This is a genomic window from Cloacibacterium caeni (assembly GCF_907163125.1).
Taxonomy (GTDB): domain Bacteria; phylum Bacteroidota; class Bacteroidia; order Flavobacteriales; family Weeksellaceae; genus Cloacibacterium; species Cloacibacterium caeni_B.
In genome coordinates, this window is sequence record NZ_OU015319.1 from 1,022,975 (window position 1) to 1,044,223 (window position 21,249).

A 21,249-nucleotide genomic window follows, 5' to 3' on the forward strand; every position below is an offset into this window, starting at 1 on the left:
TTATGATAAATATTTTTGGTGGTGAACATCGGTATCGGTATTGCGCTCGTGCTGTTCATCCGATTGTTTGTTTTTAGGTGGTTTTACGAACCTGTAATACAGTACCGGAACGATAAATAATGTGGTAATCATTGATACCAGAATACCGATTGAAATGGTACTTGAAATCGGTCCCCATTCCGGCGAGCCACTCGCCATTAACGGTATCAAACCGATTGCTGCCGCCATTGAGGTAAGGAAGATTGGTCGCATTCTTCGTTTAGCTGCAAACAGGGCTGCTTCTCTAATCGTATGACCGTGCTCCCTTACCAGTTCATCTGCATAGTCCACGAGGATAATCCCGTTACGGACTACGATACCCAGTAAGGCGGTAATACCGATGATTGCCATAAACCCGAACTCGTACCCTGTAAGGAACAAGCCCAACATTGCGCCCAGTAAACTCAACGGGAACGAAGCCAGTACAATGAATACTTTACCCACACGCTTGAACTGGAATAACAGCACAAGGAAGATGAGAACGAAACTTATCATAAAAGCCTTTCCCATTTTGGGACCGCTTTCCAGTCCATCCTCATACTCGCCGCCGTAGGCAATCTTAATGCCTTTAGGCAGTTTCAGGCTGTCAATTTTAGGCTGTACTTCTGCAAATACTTCTGCGGGTTTTCTGCCCAACTGCGCTTCGGAAGAAACGGTTAAGGTTCTTAACCCGTTACGGTGTACAATAGCCCCAGTATGCCACGACGGTTGTAAATCTACCACCTGCTTTAGAGGAACCTTAGCACCGAATGTTGAATTGATGTACATATTGCCCAAAGCATCCAGATTTTCCCTGTCGCTTTCGTCTGTACGCAATACAATGTCGATGGCTTTATTGCCCTCCCACATCTGCGATACCGGGTATCCTTTTATCTTTGCACCCAATGCCTGTGCTATCTGCGCTTTGGTAACGCCCAAACGCAAGGCTACATCTTCTTTAACCACGGCTTTCAGCCCTACATAATCATTCTGATAATCGGTGCGCACCCAGTTAGAACCTTTAGTGTTTTCCAGTAATGCTGCAACCTGCTTGGCTACTTTTTTCTGCTCGGTCATATCCTTGCCAATCACACGGATTTCAATCGGTGCGTGCTGCTGCTTCTTGCTTAGCTGCCTAACCCGCACATAACCGTTCGGCAGGTAGTTGTTGAATTTCTGTACATACTCGTCTATCATTTCTGCCGTTGCATCTTTGCTTGTGGTATTGATGAATACCTGCGCAAAGTTTTCCCGTGGGTGCTCCGGTGCATAGGTAGAGTAGAAACGTGGCGAGCTTGTACCGATAAAACTTGCTGTGTTTACAATGCGCTTATCGCCTGCAATTTCCTTTTCTATCTTCTTAACGGCTGCTTCGGTTTCGTGGATATTCGTACCGTTATCCATCCACAATTCAAGGTTGAACTGGTTTCTTTCCACGATAGGGAAAAATTCGGTTTTAACCTGACTACCTACCACGAAAGACAGTAAGAAGATAACCAAACCTGCTACCAACGTAGTTTTCTGCCATTTCATACAGAACTCGATTGCCCGGTCGAAACCGTCCTGCATCCGGTCTAAGAAATTGCGTTTTTTGGGTTTATCATCGTGCTTTTTCAATCCTTTTTTCAGGAAGTGGTAACACATATACGGCGTAAGGAACAAGGCTACAAGGAACGAAACCGCCAAAGCTATGCTTACGGTAATCGGTATCCATTGCACAAACTCTCTCGTAAGCCCGGTAAGCGTAAATGCCAACGGCAGAAACGATAGGACAATGGTAAGCGTAGCCGTGAAAATGGGAACCATCAACTGCGTGGCACTCTGCCAGGCGGCAGTCCACGACGGTATTTTTTCGTCCACTTTCTCGATGTAATTATCCACTACGATAATGGCATCATCGACCACCATCCCCAGTACGATAATCATTGCCGCCAAACTAACCTGGTGCATTTCGATACCCAACAAATTGAGGATAGCAAATGTTACGGCAATGGTAACGGGTGCTGCAATGGCTGAAATGGTGGCAACCCTGAACGGCAGCAGGAGCATTACGACCAAGATAACGGCTGCAATGGCGATACCGAACTCGATAAAGAAATGCCCCAAATTCATATCAACCACTTCGGGTTGGTCAACAATGGTGCTGACCTGCACATCTGATGGCAGGATTTCTTTTACTTCAGCAACTTTCTGTGTCAGCGCATTACCCAAATCGACAATGTTCTGTCCGGGCTGCATTTCTACGGTCAGCATCATTACATCGTTTCCTGAAACGGTAATTTTGCTTTTCAGGTCTTCATATCTTCTCTCGATGTTGGCTATATCCCGCAAACGGATATTGCCGCCCTGCGGGGAACTATATACAATCAGGTTCCCGATTTCATTTTCATTCTGATACTGCGCATCCGTGAAAATAAGGAAACGGTTTTTGTCAATTTCAATATCGCCACTCGGAATAGTTACATTCTGTTGGCTTAATGTGTTTGTGATTTCGTTGATACCGAAACCGTATTGCTTCAATACATCTTCTCGCAGGGTAATAAATACCTGCTGCTTCTGTCCGCCGTAACGCTTGATTTTGGAAACGGACGGTATCGTCTTAATGCCGTCTTCCAGTTCATCCAAATAGTTTTCCAACTGGGCGTAAGAACGACCGGGGGCTGATACGGCAATCATCTGAACAACCACATCGCCGAAATCGCTGTTCACATACGGTCCCTGTACGCCCCGTGGCAATGCTAAAGGCATATTGGCATCCAAACCGTGCTGTAAAGTATTCCAGAATTTTTTGGTGTCCTTTACATAGTCCTGCAATTCTACCGTTACAACCACCTGTCCGGGCTTACTTTCCGAATGGGTTTTTTCTTTTTTGATTTCCTCGAAACCGAACAGGTATTGTTCCAGCTTGTCGGTTACTTCTTTCTCTATCTGCTCTTCGTCGGCTCCGGGGTAGAAAGCCACAACAAGCCCCTGTCTAACTGTTACACGGGGGTCTTCACTTCTCGGCATCGTCATTAATGAAATTAACCCGGCAAACACCATAATAACGGTAATCGCTATCGGTACTTGCGGAAATTTCATTGCCGCTTCAATGAGGTTTATCTTTCTTTTCATAAATTATTCAGATTTTGGGGCTGATGCTGTTACCGATGTAGTTTGCGCTTTTACTTTCTGCCCGTCTTTCACGTTATTTTGCCCGGCAAGGATAATGGTCTGGCTTTCGTTAAGACCATCGGTTATAATAACCGCATCGCCTACGATTTTGCCCACTGTAACCCTCGTCAGCTTAGCGGTGTTGTTCTTATCTACCACGTACACGTGCGGGATTTTATCTACATTGTTGATGATGGCGGTAAGTGGTACACGTACCTGCTTAACCTTTACCGGGACGCCTGCAAGCACTTCGGTAATCATTCCCGGCATCAGCACGCCGCCCGGATTGTCCAAGCGTACTTTAAGGGTAAATGCTTTTGAAATTTCATCGGCTACGGGATTAATGATGGTGATTTTACCCGTGAAATTGCGTTGCAATGTAGGAATATTCACATCTACCTGCATCCCTTGTTTAAAGCTGCCGATTTCGCTTTCGGGTACGGCAAACTGCGCATATACCATATCTGTTTTTACAATGGTAAAGGCAGGAACGCCCGGTGCTGCCATACCGCCAACCTCGGCAGTTTTCACGGTAATTATACCATTGGTAGGCGAATGCAAACGGCTGTCGGCAATGCGCTTGCGGTTGATTTTTTTGTTGGCTTCTGCCTGCGCTACTTTGGTCTTGATGTCGATGTAATCCTTTTCAGGGAAACTTCCTTTTTTGTACAGTTCATCAAATCTTCTGAACGCATCCTGGCTCTGCTCTAAACTGGCATTGGCAATCTGCAATGCCGCTTCGTACTCGGTGGCATCAATGCTTGCAAGAAACTGTCCTTTGCTCACTCGCTGCCCCTCATTTACACCCACACTGTTAATCGTGCCGGGAACGGCAAAACTTATGGTAGTCATATTGTCGGGAACAATGGAACCCGAATAGGAAACGGATTGCTCGGTTTCCGAACTGTTGATAGTGGCTACGGTTACTACCGGAGGCTCATCTTTTAACTGTTTTTCTTCTTTTTGTTTGCAACTCTGTATCAATCCGGCTCCGATAAGGAAGAGGGATAACAAACCAATTTTACTTGTTCTCATCTTACATTTATTTTGTTACGCTTCTTTGTTTAGTTAAACTTTGAAAATTTTAAATACAGGGGCAAAGGTCGGGTTACAGCTAAGGTGCAGCTATACGAAATGACGGGTAAAAGTTGTGAAATTTACTTTTTTGATTTGGTGGTATCTGCCTGAAACAAACAGAGCTACTGATGTTTCAGTAGCTCCGATGCCTGCATTAAAAAAATAGCAAAATGCTTGGGGGATGGATTGGAAAACCCTTAATGCGGGGGTTGCGCTTCGTCCATCTGCATAGTAACGGCTTCCCCGTGTTCCTGCTTTACCTGCTTGAAATAGCTTGATGTAAAGCCCGTGTGTTTTTTCAACTGGTTGGAAAGGTATGCCTGACTGCTGTACCCCAGTACGTGGGCAATCTCGGTCAGCGACATTTCGGTATGTACCAAAAGGTCTTTTACCTTTTCAATCTTCCGACGAATGATGTACTTTTCGAGTGTAATTCCCTCCACTGAAGAGAATAAGGCACTCAATGTATCGTAGTTCTTGTGCAGCTTGCCACTGATTAAGGTTGTGAATTTGGTAGGTGTGCCGCTTTGCAGTTGCAACGTGATACCTTTCTCCACCAACTCTTTTATCCTGTTTATTGTCTTTTGGTTTTTGTCATACATCAGTTCCAAGCCGATGCCTTTCAGCATCGTTTTGATTACTCCCAACTTCTGCGAAAAGTCTGTCGTATCCTTTATGATGGCTTGCCCCAGTTTTATATCCAAAACCTCAAAACCCAAAGCTGTCAATTCCTGTTCAAGAACATAGGTACATCTATTGCACACCATTCCTTTTATTAATAGTGTCATATCTTCTAAAATGTATAAGTTCCTTTATTCAATGGTCAAAATTCTGCATTTGCCCCCGACAAACTATTATGATATTCCGGCTTTGTTTTGTGAAATTTTATGAAAATCGGTGCAGTAACATTAAATATCATAAACTAAATAAGGAAAAGTACATAGCTACTTCCGACCATCTTACGGAATTTTGTAATAGACAACATCCGTATAAAAATGAAGAACAAAAAGAGCAACGAACATCAGGTTTTAAAGGTGCTGAAAGATTACAACGCAGGTAAAAGCGGACTGGAACTTTTCGAGAAATACGGCGTTTACGGCACGAACATTTTTGAACTGAAACACAAATACAAGGATTTAGGGATGGATATTCTTGTAGAATTGGTAAATTTAAACGAAGAAAACAGCAGGCTGAAAACAATGTATGCCGAACTGTGCATACAGCACCGGAAGCTCAAAGACCTGCTGAAAGAAGATTTCTGACAGGACAGTCGGGAGCGGTAAGCAGCAATTTAAAATACTATTACTATGACAAATGTAACGTACAAATACGCTACGGTTTTGGTAGCAATACAGAACCTACGCAACGAGGGGTATAACGTGGATTTCAATCTCGAAGAGAACTGTTTAATCTGCGGCGATAACAAATATACCATTGATGATTTTGAGATTGAGCAGGTCTATCGCTATGAGGGCGAAAGCAACCCAAGCGATGAGGCTACGGTGTATGGCATTGCCTCGAAAGACGGTTTAAAAGGAATTTTGGTTACGGCTTATGGTGCTTATACCGATAGTATGAGTACGGCAATGCTCCGCAAACTGGCACTAAAAAACGATTAAGATTTTAAAGTATGATAAAAGTGTTTATAGCCGGAGCCACCGGGTGGGCAGGCTCGGCAATCGCAAAAGGTGTTTATAACGAAAAAGGAATGCAACTGGCAGGCGGCTTGTCACGCTTCAATAAACAAGAGAATTTAGCCGAAATCCTGGATTTCGGAAATGATGAAATCCCATTGTTCGGAACCATAGAAGAGGCACTGGAGCAAGTGGATTTTGATGTACTTGTCGAATTTACCAAACCAGATATTGCCAAAAAGAATATCCTGTCAGCCTTAAATAAAGGAAAAAAAGTTGTGGTGGGTACTTCGGGACTTACTAATGAAGATTATACCGAAATAGAAAAGGCAGCCAACGATAATAACACTTCAGTACTTGCCGCAGGCAACTTTGCCATTACAGCCGTCCTGCTATTCAAGTTCGCTTCTATTGCTGCGCAGTATATTCCCAATTATGAACTCATAGACTACGCAAGCCAAAACAAAGTGGATGCGCCGAGCGGCTCGGTAGCGGAACTGGCGCATCGTTTGTCGGGCATACAGCAATCGAATATTACGGTTCCCGTTAAGGACACCATTGGCAGCAAAGAAACAAGGGGTGCAGATATTGAGGGCGTACAGGTGCACGCTGTAAGGCTTCCGGGTCACGTGTTGGGTATTGAAGCCATCTTTGGAATGCCGGACGAAAAGCTGATTTTAAGGCACGATGCGGGAAACAGTGCCGAACCTTATGTAAAGGGCGCAATCCTTGCCATCGAAAAAGTAAGCACGTTCAAAGGGTTGAAAAGGGGTCTTGATGCGGTAATGGATTTCTAAAAAAACAAAGTGCAAAATAATAGCTGAAACTGATATTTTGCCTTTTTTCTATACCCGGTATTTACTGCACCGTCACACAAACATCGGCATTCATCGGGTAGCTTTGGCAAAGCAAAATTATTCCCTCTGCGATATCCTGTTCTGTCAGTGCCCCGTTATGGAGCATCCGAACTTCGCCATCGGTTTTTACTGCCCAACAAGCCCCGCAGGTTCCATTCTTACAGGAACTCGCCACTTTGATATGGTGCTCTTTCATCGCATCCAGAAGCGACTGCTTCGGCTGTACCTCAATGAGCGATGTGCATTCATACGTTTGCTTTTCCTCGTTCTCGTAGTAGTCCTCGTAATAGTTTACAATCACATCTTTAACAGTACCGTCCGTTTCCAAATCGCCCGCATTCCCCGGAACCGGGTCGAAGTATTCCAAATGGATATGGTCTTCGGGAATGTACAAGCCCGTTAAGGCATCCTGGTACAAATCCATCAGCCCGTTGGGTCCGCAGATGTAATAATGGGCTGCAGCAACATCGCCAACCAGTCTTTTAATGACCGAACGTAAAACAAGCAGATTGAACCTGCCTGCAACGTGGTTGAGTTTGGTGGAAATAAAATCAGGTGCAGTAAAGGAATAACAAATATTCAATTCTTGCGCTGCCTGCATCGCTTCCAGTTCATTCCAAAATATGGTTTCTTCCGGTGTTTTATTGCTGTACACCAGTAAGGGTATCCGATTGCTGTTTTCAACGCTTTTCAGCATTGCGTATAACGGGGAAATACCGCTACCGCCTGCCAGTAAAACAATTTGGGATTGCTCGGCTATCGGTTTTTCTAAAACAAAGCTGCCAAATGGGGCTTCTATTTCCCAGGCTTCGATGTTGTCTGCATTATTTAAGATGTAATTGCTCATCTTTCCACCTGTAACCCTTTTAATAGTAATGGCGGGAAATTCGTCAGACGGCACAGAACTGAACGAATACGAACGTATGAGCAGTTCGCCGTTTACGGTAAGCCTGATGTTGAGGTACTGACCGGGCAGGTAGGTAAACGCCTGCTGCTCCGTGTCAAAGTATAGGGTAATGGTATCTTCGGTTTCCTTTATAATTTTATGTGTTCGCCACGTGTATTTCTTCATCCCTCGGTTTTTAATGTCTTGCATTGCTGATAAAAAGAAAACCTCTGCTCCTGTACACAAAGCGAGGTTTCATAAAGACTTCTATTTAAAAGTTTGCTGTTCTGATAATTATAGTTCGTTTTGCTTTTCCTGTTGTCTTCTGATGATTTCGAGCTTGTTTTTTCGTATCTGCTTAAAATGGGCAGACGTTAATCCCGTATAGGTCATTAATTGCTCGGACAGTTCCGTCGGCTTTTGATAGCCTAACGCCTTTGCGATTTGTGACAGCGATTGCTCGGTGTACACCAGTAACTCTTTTACCTTTTCGATAATGCGCCTGATATAGATAATTTCAAGGCTCATATCATATTTAACAAGGAACAGATTGTTCAACTGGTGATAATCTGCTTTCAATTCGTTTGTAAGCTGTACGGCAAACGGTGCAGATTTACCTGTGTCCAACCTGTTCTGTATAATCCGGTCTGCTACATTGCAAACTTTCGTCATTATCTCCGAACAGTCGCCTGAATTTTGTTTCTGTAACATTGCTTTTTATTTATGGAACGAGATTTAACTGTTTCATACGCTGGGTAGCTTTGGTAAAAAATACCGGAGAAGTACTGGTGTGCTTGCTCCGGGACTGTCCAAAACTTATCCGCAGCATCCTGTTGAACAACTTGAAGCCTTTCCGCTGTCGTCGCCGCCAACTTTGTAGCCTGCTTTTTCAATCGCCTCAACCAACTCTTCTTTCACTTCGTCGTTTTCAACTGAAACAGATAATTTTCCTGCTTCCAGTTTTTCTACTTTAATGCCGTCAATGTCTTTGATTGCTCCGTTTACTCTCGACTGGCAGTGTGCACTTTGCATATCTGGTATGCTTAATTCTACATTTTTCATTTGAACTTATTTTTTATTGTGATACAAATTTCCGTATTAAACGAGGTGTTACTATTATGGTATTCCCTGTAAGATTTGTGATTTTTACTGATTTTGAAATCGCCGTGTTATTCCACGATTAATTTACCTTTCATATAGATGTAATGACCGGGAAACGAGCACAGGAAATCATACGAGCCTTTTGCCGGAGCCGTAAAGGTAATTTCTGTGGTTTGCCCACCGCCAATCATATCCGTTTTTGCGATTACGGCGTTTTCCATTCCTTTAGGTATGTAGCCGTTGTCCTTAGCATCTATCGCAGCATTGGCAAAAGTGTTGAAGTCTGTGCCCTGGGCAAGTATAACAACATTGTGCCCCATTGCCTCAATCGGTGCTTTTCCGATGTGCTTTAAAATGAGCTTTACGGTTTCGCCTGCTTTGGCTTTCAGTTCGGTTTTGTCGAATTTCATATCATCGCCGCCGCTAATGGTAATTACATTTTCGTTCCCTGTTTCTGCGGGGGCAACTGTTTCTTCTATTACAGGCTGATTGCTCTCCTGTGTGGTCTTGTCTTTTTGCTGATTGTTGTTACAGGCAGTAAATGCGATTACCGACAATGCTAACACTAACTTTTTCATTTCTATTTGAGATTTTATTTTGTTATCTGATAGTGCAAATTTCAGTACATAAGGTCACTTCCTCATTACGCTTTTCCCTGTTTGATTTGTGATATTTACTGATTGGACAGGGCACAAAAAAGAGGGCTGCAATAACCCTCTAAATTTTAAACAAAAAAAAATGCCAGTATTACGCTGCCATTTCCTCACAAGCCTTTGCACAAGCTCTGCACGCTTCTGCACATTCTTTACAATGCTCCATACCCATTGCAGCGTGTTTCTCACACTCTTCAGCACAAGCGTTGCAAATGTCAGCACATAGTTTGCAAATCTCTTTGCTAAATTTACCATCAAGACTTAATACGTTTGCTGCCGCTTGGCAAATAGCTGCACATTCCAGGTCTAACTGGATACATTTCTTTACGTGTGCAACATCATCTTCATTTAAACAAGCAATGGCACATTGGTTACAGATAGCTACGCACTTCAGGCAAGCCTCGATACACGATTGAAATTTTGTTTGTATCATAATATAAAATTTAAAAAATTAAGAAATAGATTTTATACTGTTTCTAACAAATATCAGTCCCTTGCAAAAGAAATGCTTTGTAAAATTCCTTGTTTGAATTGTAAGATTTACTGATTTGATATTTCGTAATATAAGGCTATATAAATAAAACCTACCTAATATTATTTCTGTAAAGAATTAGAATAAAAAAAACGACAGTCCCAATTAAGGAACCGCCGTTTTAGCAAACGCAATAAAGCTAAGTTCTACATTATTTTTTCAGTTTGTCGGCAGGAGGATTGTAATCAGACAATGTTGTTACCCTTACGGTATCAACCCCGGTAATATCCCAAGTGATAGGTATCATAGTCATATACTCACATTTCGGACACATATCACCCTCTGAACCTATCATTTCTTTATGACCGGGACAGCCTGTAATCAAATGTCCGTGGGCATCAATCAGCTCGCCTTTTTCGTTCCTGTCTTTTGCTGTAATTTTTTCGGCGGGTTTTTCAACCACCTGTTCCGTAGCGTGGTCGTGCCCGTCGCCCTCGGTGTGTGCGTGTCCGTCTTTTGCTGTTTTGGTATCGCCCCCGCAAGATGCTAAGAAAATCGCTAAGGAGGCAAATACGCCTATCAATAATTTGTTCACTTTCATTTCTATTTATTTTTTAGAGATTAAAAACTTGATTTTATTCCAGTAAGATTAATGATTATGATGGTCGTGTGCTGACGGTTCAGCCTTTACAATACATAGCACCGAATTATCGTGTAGATGTGCTGGTGTTTCCAACTGGATGGTAACGTGATGGATATTCATATGCTCTAATTCGTGTTCTACTTTACGAAGTAATATTTCACTTTCTTCGATAGTCATTTTTTCATTTACAACGGCGTGGCACGTAAGTGCATTCAATCCACTTGTAATTGTCCAAATATGCAGGTCGTGAATACTTTTAATACCATCGGTTTTAAGGATTTTTTCATTGACCTTATCCACTTCAACATTTTCGGGTGTGCCTTCCATCAATACGTGTACCGATGATTTAGTAACTAAATACCCACTTCTCAATACCAGTATCGAAACAATAACGCTTGCCAACGGGTCTGCCCACCCCCAACCGAAAAACATAATGAGCAACGCTGCGATAATTGCACCAACCGAACCGAGCATATCACTGATGACGTGCAGGTAGGCTCCACGCATATTGAGGTTTTCCTTTACGTCAGCACCACGCATCATTATCCAGGCTACAAGCACATTAACCAATAAGCCTACAATTGCTACAATGAGCATACCTCCTGATTGAATTTCCGGTGGGCTCTGAAAGCGTTCTATCGCCTCGTAAATGATATAAACTGAAATCAGGATAAGTGTTGCACCGTTGATAACTGCTGCAAGTATTTCAAAGCGCTTATAGCCGTAGGTCTTACTGTAATCGGCTATTTTACTGCTGAACTTAAAGGCCATCAGCGCAATGAAAAGCGATATTGCATCACTCAACATATGTCCGGCATCGGCTAATAAGGCAAGGCTGTTTGTCAGAAAACCTCCCACTACCTCCACTACCATATATGTAGTGATGATTACCAAGCTAATGGTCAGGGTCTTTTTATTCGCAGTATGCGAGTGGCTGTGTCCGTGGTCTTGTCCCATATTTACTTGTGATTATTGTTTCACTGCTGCAAATATCAGCAGCAAAACGTTTCTATCTATTTTAATATTCTTTGTGTGATTTATCGGTTTACTTCTTCCATTTCAAACGTAAACTGTTACTTACCACACTTACACTACTCAACGCCATTGCGGCTCCGGCAATCATTGGGTTTAGTAAGAAACCATTGATTGGGTAAAGAATACCTGCTGCAATCGGAATACCTATAAGGTTATAGATAAATGCCCAAAACAGGTTCTGCTTAATGGTTGATACGGTTTGTTTTGATAGTCTTATGGCTTGAGGTATTTTGGTAAGGTCTGATGAAATAATGGTCATCTTCGCCACGTCCATTGCGATATCCGAACCTTTACCCATTGCGATACTTACATCGGCAGTTGCCAGTGCTGTACTGTCATTGATACCGTCGCCAACCATTGCTACTACTTTGCCTTGCTGTTGCAGTTCTTTCACAAAATCAGCTTTGTGCTGTGGCAAAACTTCGGCTTTGTAATGCTTGATACCAGTTTGCTCGGCGATAGCTTTGGCGGTAGCCTCATTATCTCCCGTCAACATATACAGTTCGATATCCGCATCCTGCATTTCTTTGATAGCCTGTACCGATGTCTCTTTAATTTTGTCGGAAATAGCGATTACAGAAAGAGCTTGTTTACTGTTTGCAAACCATATAACGGTTTTAGACTGTGTGCCCCATTCGTCCGCCTGCTTTTGCAGTTGGTCGGCAATGGTAATGTTGTTTTCGGCTAACAGTTTTTTATTACCTACATAGTAAGTGTCGCTGTTGTAATCGGCTTTTGCGCCTTTACCTGTTATACTGTCGAAGTTTGATAATAAAGTTGTAGAAACGCCCTCCAAATTTTTCACAACGGCTTCCGCTAATGGGTGCTCCGATTGCTTTTCAATGCTCAATAAAACATCTTTCGTCGCATCGTCATTGTTCAGCCATTGGATGCCTGTAACCTGTGGTCTTCCCTCGGTAATCGTACCTGTTTTATCCAGCACGATAGCGTTTACTTTCTTCGCTAATTCCAAACTTTCCGCATCTTTAATCAGGATGCCGTTTTCTGCACCCTTACCAACGCCCACCATAATAGCGGTAGGAGTAGCCAAGCCTAAAGCACAAGGACAAGCAATAACCAATACAGTAACGGCTGCTAAAAGACCTTGTACAACACCATTCTCGCCTCCTAAGAAGAACCAAAGAATAAATGTCAGGATAGCAATACCGATTACTACCGGAACGAAAATACCTGCGATTTTATCCACCAGTTTTTGTACGGGTGCTTTACTTCCCTGTGCATCCTGCACCATTTTGATGATTTGGGCAAGCATTGTTTCTTTACCCACTTTTACCGCCTTGAACTGGAAGCTACCTTTTTGGTTGATGGTTCCGGCAAATACCTTTTCGTTTTCCTTTTTCAGTACCGGAACAGGTTCGCCGCTTAGCATACTTTCATCTACATACGAATTGCCCGATACAACTGTACCATCCACCGCAATTTTTTCGCCCGGCTTAACCAAAATAATATCGCCTGCGTTTACATCTTCGATGGCTTTTTGTCTTTCCGTGCCGTCTGCTTCTATTACGATAACCGTTTTCGGTTGCAAGCCCATCAGCTTTTTAATGGCTGATGAGGTATTGCCTTTGGCTTTTTCTTCCAATAGCTTGCCCAATAAAATAAAGGCAACGATTACGGCTGCGGCTTCAAAGTACACGTGTGCGTGTAAACCTCTTTGATGCCAAAAGTCCATAAACAGCATATTGAATACGCTGAATATATAGGCGATACCTGTACTCAATGCGACAAGTGTGTCCATATTGGCAGAACGGTGTTTCGCCTGCTTCCACGCATTGATAAAGAAGTCTTTACCTAACCATAAAACTACCGGAGTGGCGAATGCCCACATTATTTCATTACCGTAAGGCATATCCATAAAGAACATACCGATAATGACCACCGGTAGCGATAGGATTACTGCCCAAATGGTTTTGTTTTTAAGTTTTCTGAATTTTTCGGCGTGGATAGCTTCTAAAGTTTCCTGTTGCTTGCTCTCGTCTTCGAGCAATAGGTCATAACCGCCGTCCTGTACCGCTTTCCTGATTTGCTCGGAATTGGTTATATTCGGCAGGAATTCAACGTTGAGGTTTCCCGTACCGTAATTCACTTCGGCACTTACTACGCCCGGCGTATATTTTGCCATACTCTCGGCACTGCCTGCACAAGATGCACAGGTCATACCTAAAACGGGATAAGTCTTTTTAACAGTGGGAACGCCGTAGCCTAAATCTTTAATTGCTTTTACAGCTTCGCCTACTACCTCGTTATCATTAACGGTAATAGCCGCCCTGCGGTTATTTAGCTCTACTTTGTGGGTTTCTACGCCTTTTACCTGTGCCAGTCCTTTTTCGACGATTAATGCACAGTGCTCGCTTTCTACATCCTCTAAAGGAATGTAAATTGTTTCTTTATTGGTTGCCATATCTCGATTGCTTTATTTTCATAATGCAAAGGTGGCAACAATAAAGAGGAGTTCTATTGTGAAATTCTGGGTTTGATTTGTAAGATTTACTTAAACCTTATCCAGTGGCTTGCGCTTGTCTTCCCTTATCTGCTTGAAATGGCTCGGTGTAAGCCCTGTTACTTTCTTGAACTGGTTGCTCAAATATGCCACGCTCGAATAATTCATACGGTCGGCAATCTCGCTTAACGACAGCTCATCGTACACCAACAGTTCTTTTATCTTTTCTACTTTCTGTGCGATAAAGTACTTCTCAATGGTCGTACCCTCAATATCGGAAAACAGGTTGCTAAGGTAGTTGTAATCGTGGTGCAGCGCATCGCTCAACACATCCGAAAGATTGGTTTTCGCATCGTTGTCCTGATGGTGCACCAGGTCAATGATAACGTTCTTTATTTTCTCAATCATCCGGCTCTTCTTGTCGTCGATGACCTGAAAACCCAAAGGGTCTAAAACGTTTTCCAATGCCTCACGCTCTGCTGTGGTTAAATCTTTTTTAAGGATTATTTCGCCCAGTTTTATATTGGTAGCCTCTATGCCGAGTTTGTCGAGTTCGTTCTGAACTACGAGAATACAACGGTTGCAGACCATATTTTTGATAAATAATGTACTCATATTTCGCTAAATCACAATTCATTTTGTTGCATCAATACGCAACCACAAATTTAAGATTAAAAATTAAGTATTTATTGATTATGAGTGACTAAGTGATGCAAACGACGGTTTTCATAGGGGAAAATAGCTAAAATATTCCCCATTGTAGGGGAATATTGGCGGTTAAAGTGCTGTTTATTAATAACATTTGCTAAGGTACTCTGATATTGATAACGTAATCCTCCCTACTATGAGAAAGTTATTAGGAACTATTGTTACCGAAATTCAGGAGCAGGAACGGAAACTGTCAATTACGTGCTCGGGGCTAATTGAAGAGGCTTTTCAAATGACGGTCTTTCTTCAGGAGCTATTGGTTTCGGCAAAAGAATGTGTGCTAAGTTCGGAATTTGAGAACGATGCAAAAGAGATTGAGTTCTTTAAAATGATTAAGCCCCAAATCCTGGGCAAACTCATCTATTATAACAAGCTCTACCGGATAGAAACCTCGTGCCCGGTCAATAACGGGAAAATATATCATAACTATTTCTCGAACCATTTAACGGAGCTAAAGATTGAGTTTAGGGAACACATCTGCAACTCCCATTTTTATCGCTACTACCGTTCGGGCAGGGTGGATAAAGACCACGAATATTTTAAGCGTGGGCAGATAAACTACCTCGATGGGCTTAATAGTTACGTATTTGAAATCGACCCGCAATTCTCTACCTATTACGATTACAAAGTAGCCCGCATCCTCGCCAACGACCTCTTATACGCCTACCTCTTAACCAAAATCAGCCCCGAAGAAAATTCCGATACATTTTTCAGTAGCGCCAGCGAAATTAAAGAGCTATCCTGGACGGACAGCAAGAATGCTCTGATTGAGCTAACGTATGCCCTCTACGCATCAGGTGCTATTTCAGGAGGTAAGTTAGGCATCCGGAAGCTCACTGCTATTTCACAAGTGTTGTTCCGAATACCACTGACCGATGTGCATCACGCATTCCACCGTATGAAAACCCGTGCAGGCTCTCGCACCTTGTTTTTAGACCAGTTGAAACAAGCACTGGAAGAATATATGGATAAAGACTTATAAACACTCCATCAATAAAGGCTTTGAAAGCAATACGCATTCCGTATTGCTTTTTTTTGTGCCTGCGTTCGCCAATATATGGCAATTGGCGAACGGGCATATTTCCTTATCCCAAAATCGGAAAATCTGCCGAAACGCTTATTTAATAAGGCTTTCCGGCAAATTGTAAAATTTTCAAAAAACCGCTTTTTCAATTGGCAAGCATTGGCGGACAAACACTGCCACAATTCTGAATTTTGCCCTGTGAACATTAAACGACAGCGCAATGAATATAATAACAGTTGACGAAGAAGTGTGGCAGCACCTTAACGAACGGTTGAAAGCCATTAGCGAATATATCCTGAAACTGGAAGATACAAGCTATGATAGTTTGTGGCTCAACAATCACGAAGTCTGCCAGTACCTCCACATCAGCGAAAAAACATTGTGGCGTATGCGCACCAACGGGCAGATAGCCTTTTCAAAAATGTACGGGCAGTATTACTATACGATTGGTGCTATCAAGGAAATGCTTAACGCCAATGCCGTACAAACTACCGATGAGTATGTGGAGCAGCTTATGGCGAAAGGCAAAAGCTACATTAAACAAGGCAGAAAGCTAAAATCAGGTAATAAGTAAAAGTTTTGGGTATGAATATCGACAAAATGGAATTTGTGGCGTGGATGGAACGCATAATGGATAGGCTTGACATTCTCGGCAACCACATAGACGATTTACAAAAGAAGCGCAATAGCATAGACGGAGAAGAATTACTGGATAATCAGGATTTATTACAAATGCTGAAAATCAGCAACCGTTCCCTGCAACGGTATCGCTCCATCGGTAAGCTGCCTTACTATACCATCAGCGGAAAATTGTATTACAAACTATCCGATGTGCATCAGTTCATCAGGGAAAGTTTTAACCCGCCTTTGCCCAAACTGGATGCCAATAAGTGACAAACACTGCCTTTGAGTGCCACATAGTGCAATACGGTGCAGGCTTCCTTTACATTCGACAGCGAACTTTTAAAATTTTCAGAATATGAGTGAAGAAACAACTAATAAACAGGAAATGCCCGAACAGCTTTCGGACATATTACTCGTACTGGATAAAGAAAAAATGAAAATCCAGGCAGTGAAGAGTATCGACGAAAACGGGAAAATGGAAACCGTCGAACCCACGAAGAAAAACCAAAACCAGTTTATGCGTGTGGACAAAAGCGGCGATTTCTTTTCCAACTTCTTTTCCAATTTTTTCAGCCAGTTAAAGAACCCTACAAACTTTACTTTCTTCAAAGTACCCGCCCCTATTGCTGCTGAAAAAGCACAGGAATTACAAAAGCACGTAGATAAGCCCACTCCCGATGGCGAGAAAGTGCTGAAAGAACTCGAAGTAAAGGCAGAACCGCAACAGGACAAAAAACAAGAAAATCAAAATAATATGGCAACAGCACAAACAACAACGGAAACGAGTGAATATCGCTACAAGCCGGAGCAGATTGATTGGGACACAATGAAAAACCTCGGATTAAGCAAAGAGTATCTTGAAAAAAGAAACCTGCTTGACCCTCTATTAAGAGGTTACAAAACCAATGAACTCTTACCGATAGGCATTAACCTCGGCGGTTCTATTCTGCGCACGGATGCCCGCTTGTCTTTACAGCAAGCGGAAGACGGTAATGTTATCGTGGCAATACACGGTATCAAAAAAGAGCCTAACCTCCATTTTGAGTTTTTCGGTCACAAGTTTACGGACGAAGACAAGAAAAACCTGCTTGAAACGGGCAATATGGGGCGTGTAGTCAATTTGGTAAATTCTAAAACGGGCGAACTGATGCCGTCTATTATCAGCATTGACAGGCTTACCAATGATGTAGTGGCATTGCGAACTGATTTCATAAAAATACCTGATGAGTTAAAAGGTGTGAAACTGAATGACGAGCAAAAGCAAACCTTAATGGAAGGCAAACCGCTTTATCTGCAAGGTATGATTTCTACCAAAGGAACAGAGTTTTCTGCAATGGTACAGTTTAATGCGGACAAACGATATGTAGAGTTCCTGTTTGACAGAAGCAATAACCATCAGCAGGCGCAAACCAACCAACAAACCAATCAACAGGGCAATCAGCAGAATAATCAGCAAAGCCAACCGCAGGAAGCTCCGAAAACTTTCAGGGGCAAAGAACTGGACGATGAGCAGTACAACAAATTCAAAGCCGGGCAAACCATATATGTGGAATTGAAAGATAAAAAAGACCAACCCTACAAGGGTTATATCACTTTCGACAAAGATACCGGAAAGACCAACTTTGAATTTCCCGGTCAGTATAAAGCACGGGTAGAAACTGCCGAAACCCATAAAACACAGACTGCCGTTAATTCAGAGGGTAAGACCAATGAAGCAACCAAGAACATCAAAGAGCCTTTGAAGTCCGGGCAACAAAGACCGAAAAATGAAAAGCAGCAGGAACAACAAGAAAAACCCGAAACTCCTGCAAAATCCAAAGGCAGAAAAATGTAATACAGTATGAAAACAATTATAGCAGAAAAACCAAGCGTAGCAAGGGAGATAGCCGGCTTGTTGGGAGCATCTGAAAAAAAGGACGGCTACCTGACAGGTAACGGCTATTTTGTTACGTGGGCATTCGGTCATTTAATAGGACTGGGAATGCCCGAAGATTATGGGATTACGGGATTTGACAAAGCCGCTTTGCCTATATTGCCTAACCCGTTTTTATTGACCGTTCGCAAAGTCAAAAAAGATAAAGGCTATACTGCCGATGCTGGCGCATTAAAGCAACTGAAAGTAATCAAAGAATTGTTCAATAAAAGCGATAGCATTATCGTGGCGACAGATGCAGGTCGTGAGGGCGAACTCATTTTTAGGTACATTTATGAATACCTGAAATGCAACAAGCCGTTTGAACGCCTTTGGATTAGTTCGCTTACAGAAAAGGCAATTAGGCAGGGCTTTGACAACCTTAAAAACGGAAAAGAATTTGACGGGTTATATCAGGCTGCACAAGGCAGAAGCCGTGCCGATTGGCTTGTAGGCATCAACGCTACACAGGCGTTGAGCATTGCCGCAGGCAATGGTATTTACTCGCTCGGAAGAGTGCAAACTCCGACGTTGGCTTTGATATGCAAACGCTATCTCGAAAACAAAAATTTCTCTGTAAAGAAATATTGGCAGATACAATTGCTACATCACAAAGCACAGGTTGATTTCAAAAGTATTTCCGTTACCAAGTGGGATGAAAAGCATCTTGCTGATGATACGCTGAAAGCCATTCAGCGCAATGAAATTGCAACCGTTACATCGGTAGAAACCAAAAGCGTTACAGAACAACCGCCCTTGCTTTTTGATTTGACGGGCTTGCAAAAAGAAGCCAACAAAAGGCTGAAATTATCTGCTGAAGCAACGCTCAATATTGCGCAAAGCCTGTACGAAAAGAAGTTTATTACTTATCCCCGTACCGGAAGCAAATACATACCCGAAGATATGTGGGCAGAAATTCCCAACCTTGTGCGGGCATTGCAGAACCGTGAAGATTGCAAACAAGCCCTTACCAAAATCAAATGGGGACGGTTCAATAAACGTATCGTGAATGACCTCCGTGTAACGGACCATCACGGTTTATTGATTACCGACAAAGTGCCGTCTGTACTGAATGCAGATGAAGATAAGATTTACAATATGATTGCACTTCGCCTGCTCGAAGCCATATCACAAGCCTGTGTCAAAGAGATAACCGATGTATCATTGCAGGTGTTGCACTACGATTTTACGGCAAAAGGTTGTAAAATTCAGGAAGCAGGTTGGCGTTCCATCAAAGGAAGTTTTACCGATGATGGCGAAGAGCCAGTGCAGGAACTACCCGAACTGACTAAAGGCGATGAACTCAAAATAAAAGAAGCTGCCGTTTTGGAAAAGCAGACCAAACCACCAGTCCTTTATACCGAAGCCGGGCTTCTATCGGCTATGGAAACCGCCGGAAAAGAAATTGAAAACGAGGAAGAACGGAAAGCCCTGAAAAATATTGGTATTGGTACTCCGGCTACAAGAGCCGCCATTATCGAAACCTTGTTTACCCGTAATTATATCCAAAGGGATAAGCGTTCTTTAATACCTACAGAAAAAGGATTGCAGGTGTACGGGCTTGTTAAAGAACGCAAGATTGCAGATGTAGCTATGACCGCAGAATGGGAACTGGCATTGCAGAAAATTGAAAACAACGAAGCGGATGCCGGAGCATTTCAAAAGGAAATGGAAACCTATGCGAAATCTATTACCGATGAACTGCTGCAAACTTCTATTGCAAATACTAATCAGCCAAAATTGACCTGTCCGAAATGCAAAAGTCAGCAACTCATCATTCGTGACAAGATTGTGAAATGTTCTGATGAGGCTTGTAATTGGGTGCAGTTCCGTACCGTCTGCGGGGTACAAATCAGTATCGAAAATATTGTAAGCCTTATCAATAAGGGTAAAACGGCTTTAATCAAAGGAATGACGAGCAAAGCCGGAAAGAAATTCGATGCTTATATCGTGCTGAAAGAAAATGCAGAAACCTCCTTTGAGTTTGAAAAAAACAAAAGCAATAAGCGTAATGGAAAATAAATCGTCTATTATACCCAAAGAAATAAGGAACCTGATTTATACTATTCGGGGCAAACAAGTAATGTTGGATAGTGACCTTGCTGCCTTGTATCAGGTGGAAACAAAGAACCTCAACAAAGCCGTAAAACGGAATATCGAGCGTTTTCCTGCTTCGTTCTGCTTTCAACTGACTGAAAAGGAAGTTGAAAACTTGAGGTTCCAATTTGGAACCTCAAGTTTAAATTACGGTGGCAGACGTTATTTACCCTATGCTTTTACCGAACAGGGGGTTGCAATGGCATCTGCCATACTCCGTTCGGACATAGCGGTAAGAATGAGTGTTCAAATAATGGAAGCCTTTGTAGAAATGCGGCGTATGCTCATTAGCAATGCTTCTTTGTTTCATCGGCTAGATAATATTGAATTGAAACAACTGGAAGCCGACCAAAAATTTGAAGAGATTTTTAAGGCTTTGGAAAGCGACAAGCTGCACAGCGAAAAAGGTATCTTTTACAACGGACAGGTTTTTGATGCCTATGCTTTTGTTTCTGATATTATCCGTAGTGCCGGAAGTTCCATTATCCTGCTTGATAATTATGTGGATGATACGGTGCTTACTTTATTGGGTAAGCGCAATGATAATGTAACTGCCACTATCCTTACCAAAAGTATCAGTCACCAGTTACGGTTGGATTTACAACGCTACAACAGCCAATATACTGTAATAGATATTGAGATTTTCTCCGATGCCCACGACCGTTTTTTAATTATTGACAATACAGAGCTTTACCATATAGGGGCATCGCTCAAAGACCTGGGCAAAAAATGGTTTGCCTTTTCTCGAATGGATATTGAAGTCGGCAGGATGCTCCAAATCCTTAACAAGCCATAAAAATGAACCTCTGAATTTTTCAGAGGTTTTTTATTGTCCATTACGCCAAATACCGCCTCTCAAAGCCAAACCCTGCAACATTCACAAAGGCATTTGCT

The 21,249-nt window shown here is 42.5% G+C and carries 21 protein-coding genes; 9 read left to right on the forward strand and 12 right to left on the reverse strand.

Annotated elements, in window-relative coordinates:
• From KKQ79_RS04695 to KKQ79_RS04705, 3 genes are all read right to left on the reverse strand, one after another.
• Nucleotides 1–3,132 carry an efflux RND transporter permease subunit gene (locus KKQ79_RS04695; RefSeq protein ID WP_066439828.1) on the reverse strand — a complete coding sequence of 1,044 codons (3,132 nt, stop codon included), beginning with the start codon at nt 3,130–3,132 and terminating at the stop codon, nt 1–3.
• A gap of 3 nt (nt 3,133–3,135) precedes the next feature.
• Nucleotides 3,136–4,206: an efflux RND transporter periplasmic adaptor subunit gene (locus KKQ79_RS04700; protein ID WP_050377138.1), complete on the reverse strand. Its 1,071-nt coding sequence runs from the start codon at nt 4,204–4,206 to the stop codon at nt 3,136–3,138.
• Nucleotides 4,207–4,445: 239 nt separating this feature from the next.
• The gene (locus tag KKQ79_RS04705) at nt 4,446–5,036 is read right to left on the reverse strand and encodes a helix-turn-helix domain-containing protein (protein ID WP_066439830.1); all 591 of its coding nucleotides are present in this window, start codon (nt 5,034–5,036) and stop codon (nt 4,446–4,448) included.
• A 207-nt stretch (nt 5,037–5,243) separates the two neighbouring features.
• Between KKQ79_RS04705 and KKQ79_RS04710 the strand changes: the two genes are divergently transcribed.
• From KKQ79_RS04710 to dapB, 3 genes are read left to right on the forward strand one after another with little or no spacing between them, the layout of a single operon-like run.
• Entirely contained in the window at nt 5,244–5,510 is a 267-nt protein-coding gene (locus tag KKQ79_RS04710; protein WP_050377136.1) for a hypothetical protein, read from the forward strand.
• A 45-nt stretch (nt 5,511–5,555) separates the two neighbouring features.
• The gene (locus KKQ79_RS04715) at nt 5,556–5,867 is read left to right on the forward strand and encodes a hypothetical protein (protein WP_066439832.1); all 312 of its coding nucleotides are present in this window, start codon (nt 5,556–5,558) and stop codon (nt 5,865–5,867) included.
• A gap of 11 nt (nt 5,868–5,878) precedes the next feature.
• Complete coding sequence (gene dapB / locus KKQ79_RS04720) at nt 5,879–6,679, forward strand: 4-hydroxy-tetrahydrodipicolinate reductase (protein WP_066439833.1); 801 nt, start codon at nt 5,879–5,881, stop codon at nt 6,677–6,679.
• A gap of 61 nt (nt 6,680–6,740) precedes the next feature.
• Here dapB and KKQ79_RS04725 read toward each other — a convergent pair whose 3' ends face one another.
• From KKQ79_RS04725 to KKQ79_RS04765, 9 genes are all read right to left on the reverse strand, one after another.
• Nucleotides 6,741–7,811 (reverse strand): flavin reductase family protein, encoded by a 1,071-nt coding sequence (locus KKQ79_RS04725; RefSeq protein ID WP_164467814.1) that lies wholly within the window; start codon nt 7,809–7,811, stop codon nt 6,741–6,743.
• 108 nt (nt 7,812–7,919) lie between these two features.
• Nucleotides 7,920–8,336 carry a helix-turn-helix domain-containing protein gene (locus tag KKQ79_RS04730; RefSeq protein ID WP_109568750.1) on the reverse strand — a complete coding sequence of 139 codons (417 nt, stop codon included), beginning with the start codon at nt 8,334–8,336 and terminating at the stop codon, nt 7,920–7,922.
• 105 nt (nt 8,337–8,441) lie between these two features.
• Complete coding sequence (locus KKQ79_RS04735) at nt 8,442–8,687, reverse strand: heavy-metal-associated domain-containing protein (RefSeq protein WP_066439837.1); 246 nt, start codon at nt 8,685–8,687, stop codon at nt 8,442–8,444.
• A gap of 107 nt (nt 8,688–8,794) precedes the next feature.
• Complete coding sequence (locus KKQ79_RS04740) at nt 8,795–9,304, reverse strand: plastocyanin/azurin family copper-binding protein (RefSeq protein ID WP_066439840.1); 510 nt, start codon at nt 9,302–9,304, stop codon at nt 8,795–8,797.
• 169 nt (nt 9,305–9,473) lie between these two features.
• Nucleotides 9,474–9,812: a four-helix bundle copper-binding protein gene (locus KKQ79_RS04745; protein WP_066436100.1), complete on the reverse strand. Its 339-nt coding sequence runs from the start codon at nt 9,810–9,812 to the stop codon at nt 9,474–9,476.
• 250 nt (nt 9,813–10,062) lie between these two features.
• The gene (locus KKQ79_RS04750) at nt 10,063–10,452 is read right to left on the reverse strand and encodes a hypothetical protein (RefSeq protein WP_066436101.1); all 390 of its coding nucleotides are present in this window, start codon (nt 10,450–10,452) and stop codon (nt 10,063–10,065) included.
• A 48-nt stretch (nt 10,453–10,500) separates the two neighbouring features.
• Nucleotides 10,501–11,451 (reverse strand): cation diffusion facilitator family transporter, encoded by a 951-nt coding sequence (locus tag KKQ79_RS04755; protein WP_066436104.1) that lies wholly within the window; start codon nt 11,449–11,451, stop codon nt 10,501–10,503.
• An 88-nt stretch (nt 11,452–11,539) separates the two neighbouring features.
• Nucleotides 11,540–13,951, reverse strand: a complete 2,412-nt coding sequence (locus KKQ79_RS04760; protein WP_066436105.1) for a heavy metal translocating P-type ATPase — start codon at nt 13,949–13,951, stop codon at nt 11,540–11,542.
• Nucleotides 13,952–14,041: 90 nt separating this feature from the next.
• Nucleotides 14,042–14,605, reverse strand: a complete 564-nt coding sequence (locus KKQ79_RS04765) for a helix-turn-helix domain-containing protein (RefSeq protein ID WP_066436106.1) — start codon at nt 14,603–14,605, stop codon at nt 14,042–14,044.
• A 229-nt stretch (nt 14,606–14,834) separates the two neighbouring features.
• Between KKQ79_RS04765 and KKQ79_RS04770 the strand changes: the two genes are divergently transcribed.
• The 6 genes from KKQ79_RS04770 to KKQ79_RS04795 all read left to right on the forward strand — a co-directional run bounded on the left by KKQ79_RS04770 (nt 14,835) and on the right by KKQ79_RS04795 (nt 21,151).
• Complete coding sequence (locus tag KKQ79_RS04770; RefSeq protein WP_066436109.1) at nt 14,835–15,680, forward strand: RteC domain-containing protein; 846 nt, start codon at nt 14,835–14,837, stop codon at nt 15,678–15,680.
• Nucleotides 15,681–15,942: 262 nt separating this feature from the next.
• The gene (locus KKQ79_RS04775; RefSeq protein ID WP_109568748.1) at nt 15,943–16,296 is read left to right on the forward strand and encodes a helix-turn-helix domain-containing protein; all 354 of its coding nucleotides are present in this window, start codon (nt 15,943–15,945) and stop codon (nt 16,294–16,296) included.
• 11 nt (nt 16,297–16,307) lie between these two features.
• Complete coding sequence (locus KKQ79_RS04780) at nt 16,308–16,616, forward strand: helix-turn-helix domain-containing protein (protein WP_002978404.1); 309 nt, start codon at nt 16,308–16,310, stop codon at nt 16,614–16,616.
• 85 nt (nt 16,617–16,701) lie between these two features.
• Nucleotides 16,702–18,180: a DUF3945 domain-containing protein gene (locus KKQ79_RS04785; protein WP_213189188.1), complete on the forward strand. Its 1,479-nt coding sequence runs from the start codon at nt 16,702–16,704 to the stop codon at nt 18,178–18,180.
• 6 nt (nt 18,181–18,186) lie between these two features.
• The gene (locus KKQ79_RS04790; RefSeq protein WP_213189189.1) at nt 18,187–20,280 is read left to right on the forward strand and encodes a type IA DNA topoisomerase; all 2,094 of its coding nucleotides are present in this window, start codon (nt 18,187–18,189) and stop codon (nt 20,278–20,280) included.
• Nucleotides 20,270–21,151 (forward strand): ORF6N domain-containing protein, encoded by an 882-nt coding sequence (locus KKQ79_RS04795; protein WP_109568747.1) that lies wholly within the window; start codon nt 20,270–20,272, stop codon nt 21,149–21,151. The genes KKQ79_RS04790 and KKQ79_RS04795 overlap by 11 nt, the downstream gene beginning before the upstream one ends.
• The last annotated feature ends 98 nt before the right edge of the window (nt 21,152–21,249 follow it).

Bases quoted from the DNA above. Each gene is read 5' to 3' on its own strand.
- KKQ79_RS04705 (WP_066439830.1), bottom strand. From the start codon at position 5,036: ATGACACTATTAATAAAAGGAATGGTGTGCAATAGATGTACCTATGTT.
- KKQ79_RS04740 (WP_066439840.1), bottom strand. From the start codon at position 9,304: ATGAAAAAGTTAGTGTTAGCATTGTCGGTAATCGCATTTACTGCCTGT.
- KKQ79_RS04770 (WP_066436109.1), top strand. From the start codon at position 14,835: ATGAGAAAGTTATTAGGAACTATTGTTACCGAAATTCAGGAGCAGGAA.
- KKQ79_RS04755 (WP_066436104.1), bottom strand. From the start codon at position 11,451: ATGGGACAAGACCACGGACACAGCCACTCGCATACTGCGAATAAAAAG.
- KKQ79_RS04725 (WP_164467814.1), bottom strand. From the start codon at position 7,811: ATGAAGAAATACACGTGGCGAACACATAAAATTATAAAGGAAACCGAA.
- KKQ79_RS04745 (WP_066436100.1), bottom strand. From the start codon at position 9,812: ATGATACAAACAAAATTTCAATCGTGTATCGAGGCTTGCCTGAAGTGC.
- KKQ79_RS04695 (WP_066439828.1), bottom strand. From the start codon at position 3,132: ATGAAAAGAAAGATAAACCTCATTGAAGCGGCAATGAAATTTCCGCAA.
- KKQ79_RS04785 (WP_213189188.1), top strand. From the start codon at position 16,702: ATGAGTGAAGAAACAACTAATAAACAGGAAATGCCCGAACAGCTTTCG.
- KKQ79_RS04760 (WP_066436105.1), bottom strand. From the start codon at position 13,951: ATGGCAACCAATAAAGAAACAATTTACATTCCTTTAGAGGATGTAGAA.
- KKQ79_RS04765 (WP_066436106.1), bottom strand. From the start codon at position 14,605: ATGAGTACATTATTTATCAAAAATATGGTCTGCAACCGTTGTATTCTC.
- KKQ79_RS04790 (WP_213189189.1), top strand. From the start codon at position 18,187: ATGAAAACAATTATAGCAGAAAAACCAAGCGTAGCAAGGGAGATAGCC.
- KKQ79_RS04730 (WP_109568750.1), bottom strand. From the start codon at position 8,336: ATGTTACAGAAACAAAATTCAGGCGACTGTTCGGAGATAATGACGAAA.
- KKQ79_RS04795 (WP_109568747.1), top strand. From the start codon at position 20,270: ATGGAAAATAAATCGTCTATTATACCCAAAGAAATAAGGAACCTGATT.
- KKQ79_RS04750 (WP_066436101.1), bottom strand. From the start codon at position 10,452: ATGAAAGTGAACAAATTATTGATAGGCGTATTTGCCTCCTTAGCGATT.
- KKQ79_RS04715 (WP_066439832.1), top strand. From the start codon at position 5,556: ATGACAAATGTAACGTACAAATACGCTACGGTTTTGGTAGCAATACAG.
- dapB (WP_066439833.1), top strand. From the start codon at position 5,879: ATGATAAAAGTGTTTATAGCCGGAGCCACCGGGTGGGCAGGCTCGGCA.
- KKQ79_RS04735 (WP_066439837.1), bottom strand. From the start codon at position 8,687: ATGAAAAATGTAGAATTAAGCATACCAGATATGCAAAGTGCACACTGC.
- KKQ79_RS04710 (WP_050377136.1), top strand. From the start codon at position 5,244: ATGAAGAACAAAAAGAGCAACGAACATCAGGTTTTAAAGGTGCTGAAA.
- KKQ79_RS04775 (WP_109568748.1), top strand. From the start codon at position 15,943: ATGAATATAATAACAGTTGACGAAGAAGTGTGGCAGCACCTTAACGAA.
- KKQ79_RS04780 (WP_002978404.1), top strand. From the start codon at position 16,308: ATGAATATCGACAAAATGGAATTTGTGGCGTGGATGGAACGCATAATG.
- KKQ79_RS04700 (WP_050377138.1), bottom strand. From the start codon at position 4,206: ATGAGAACAAGTAAAATTGGTTTGTTATCCCTCTTCCTTATCGGAGCC.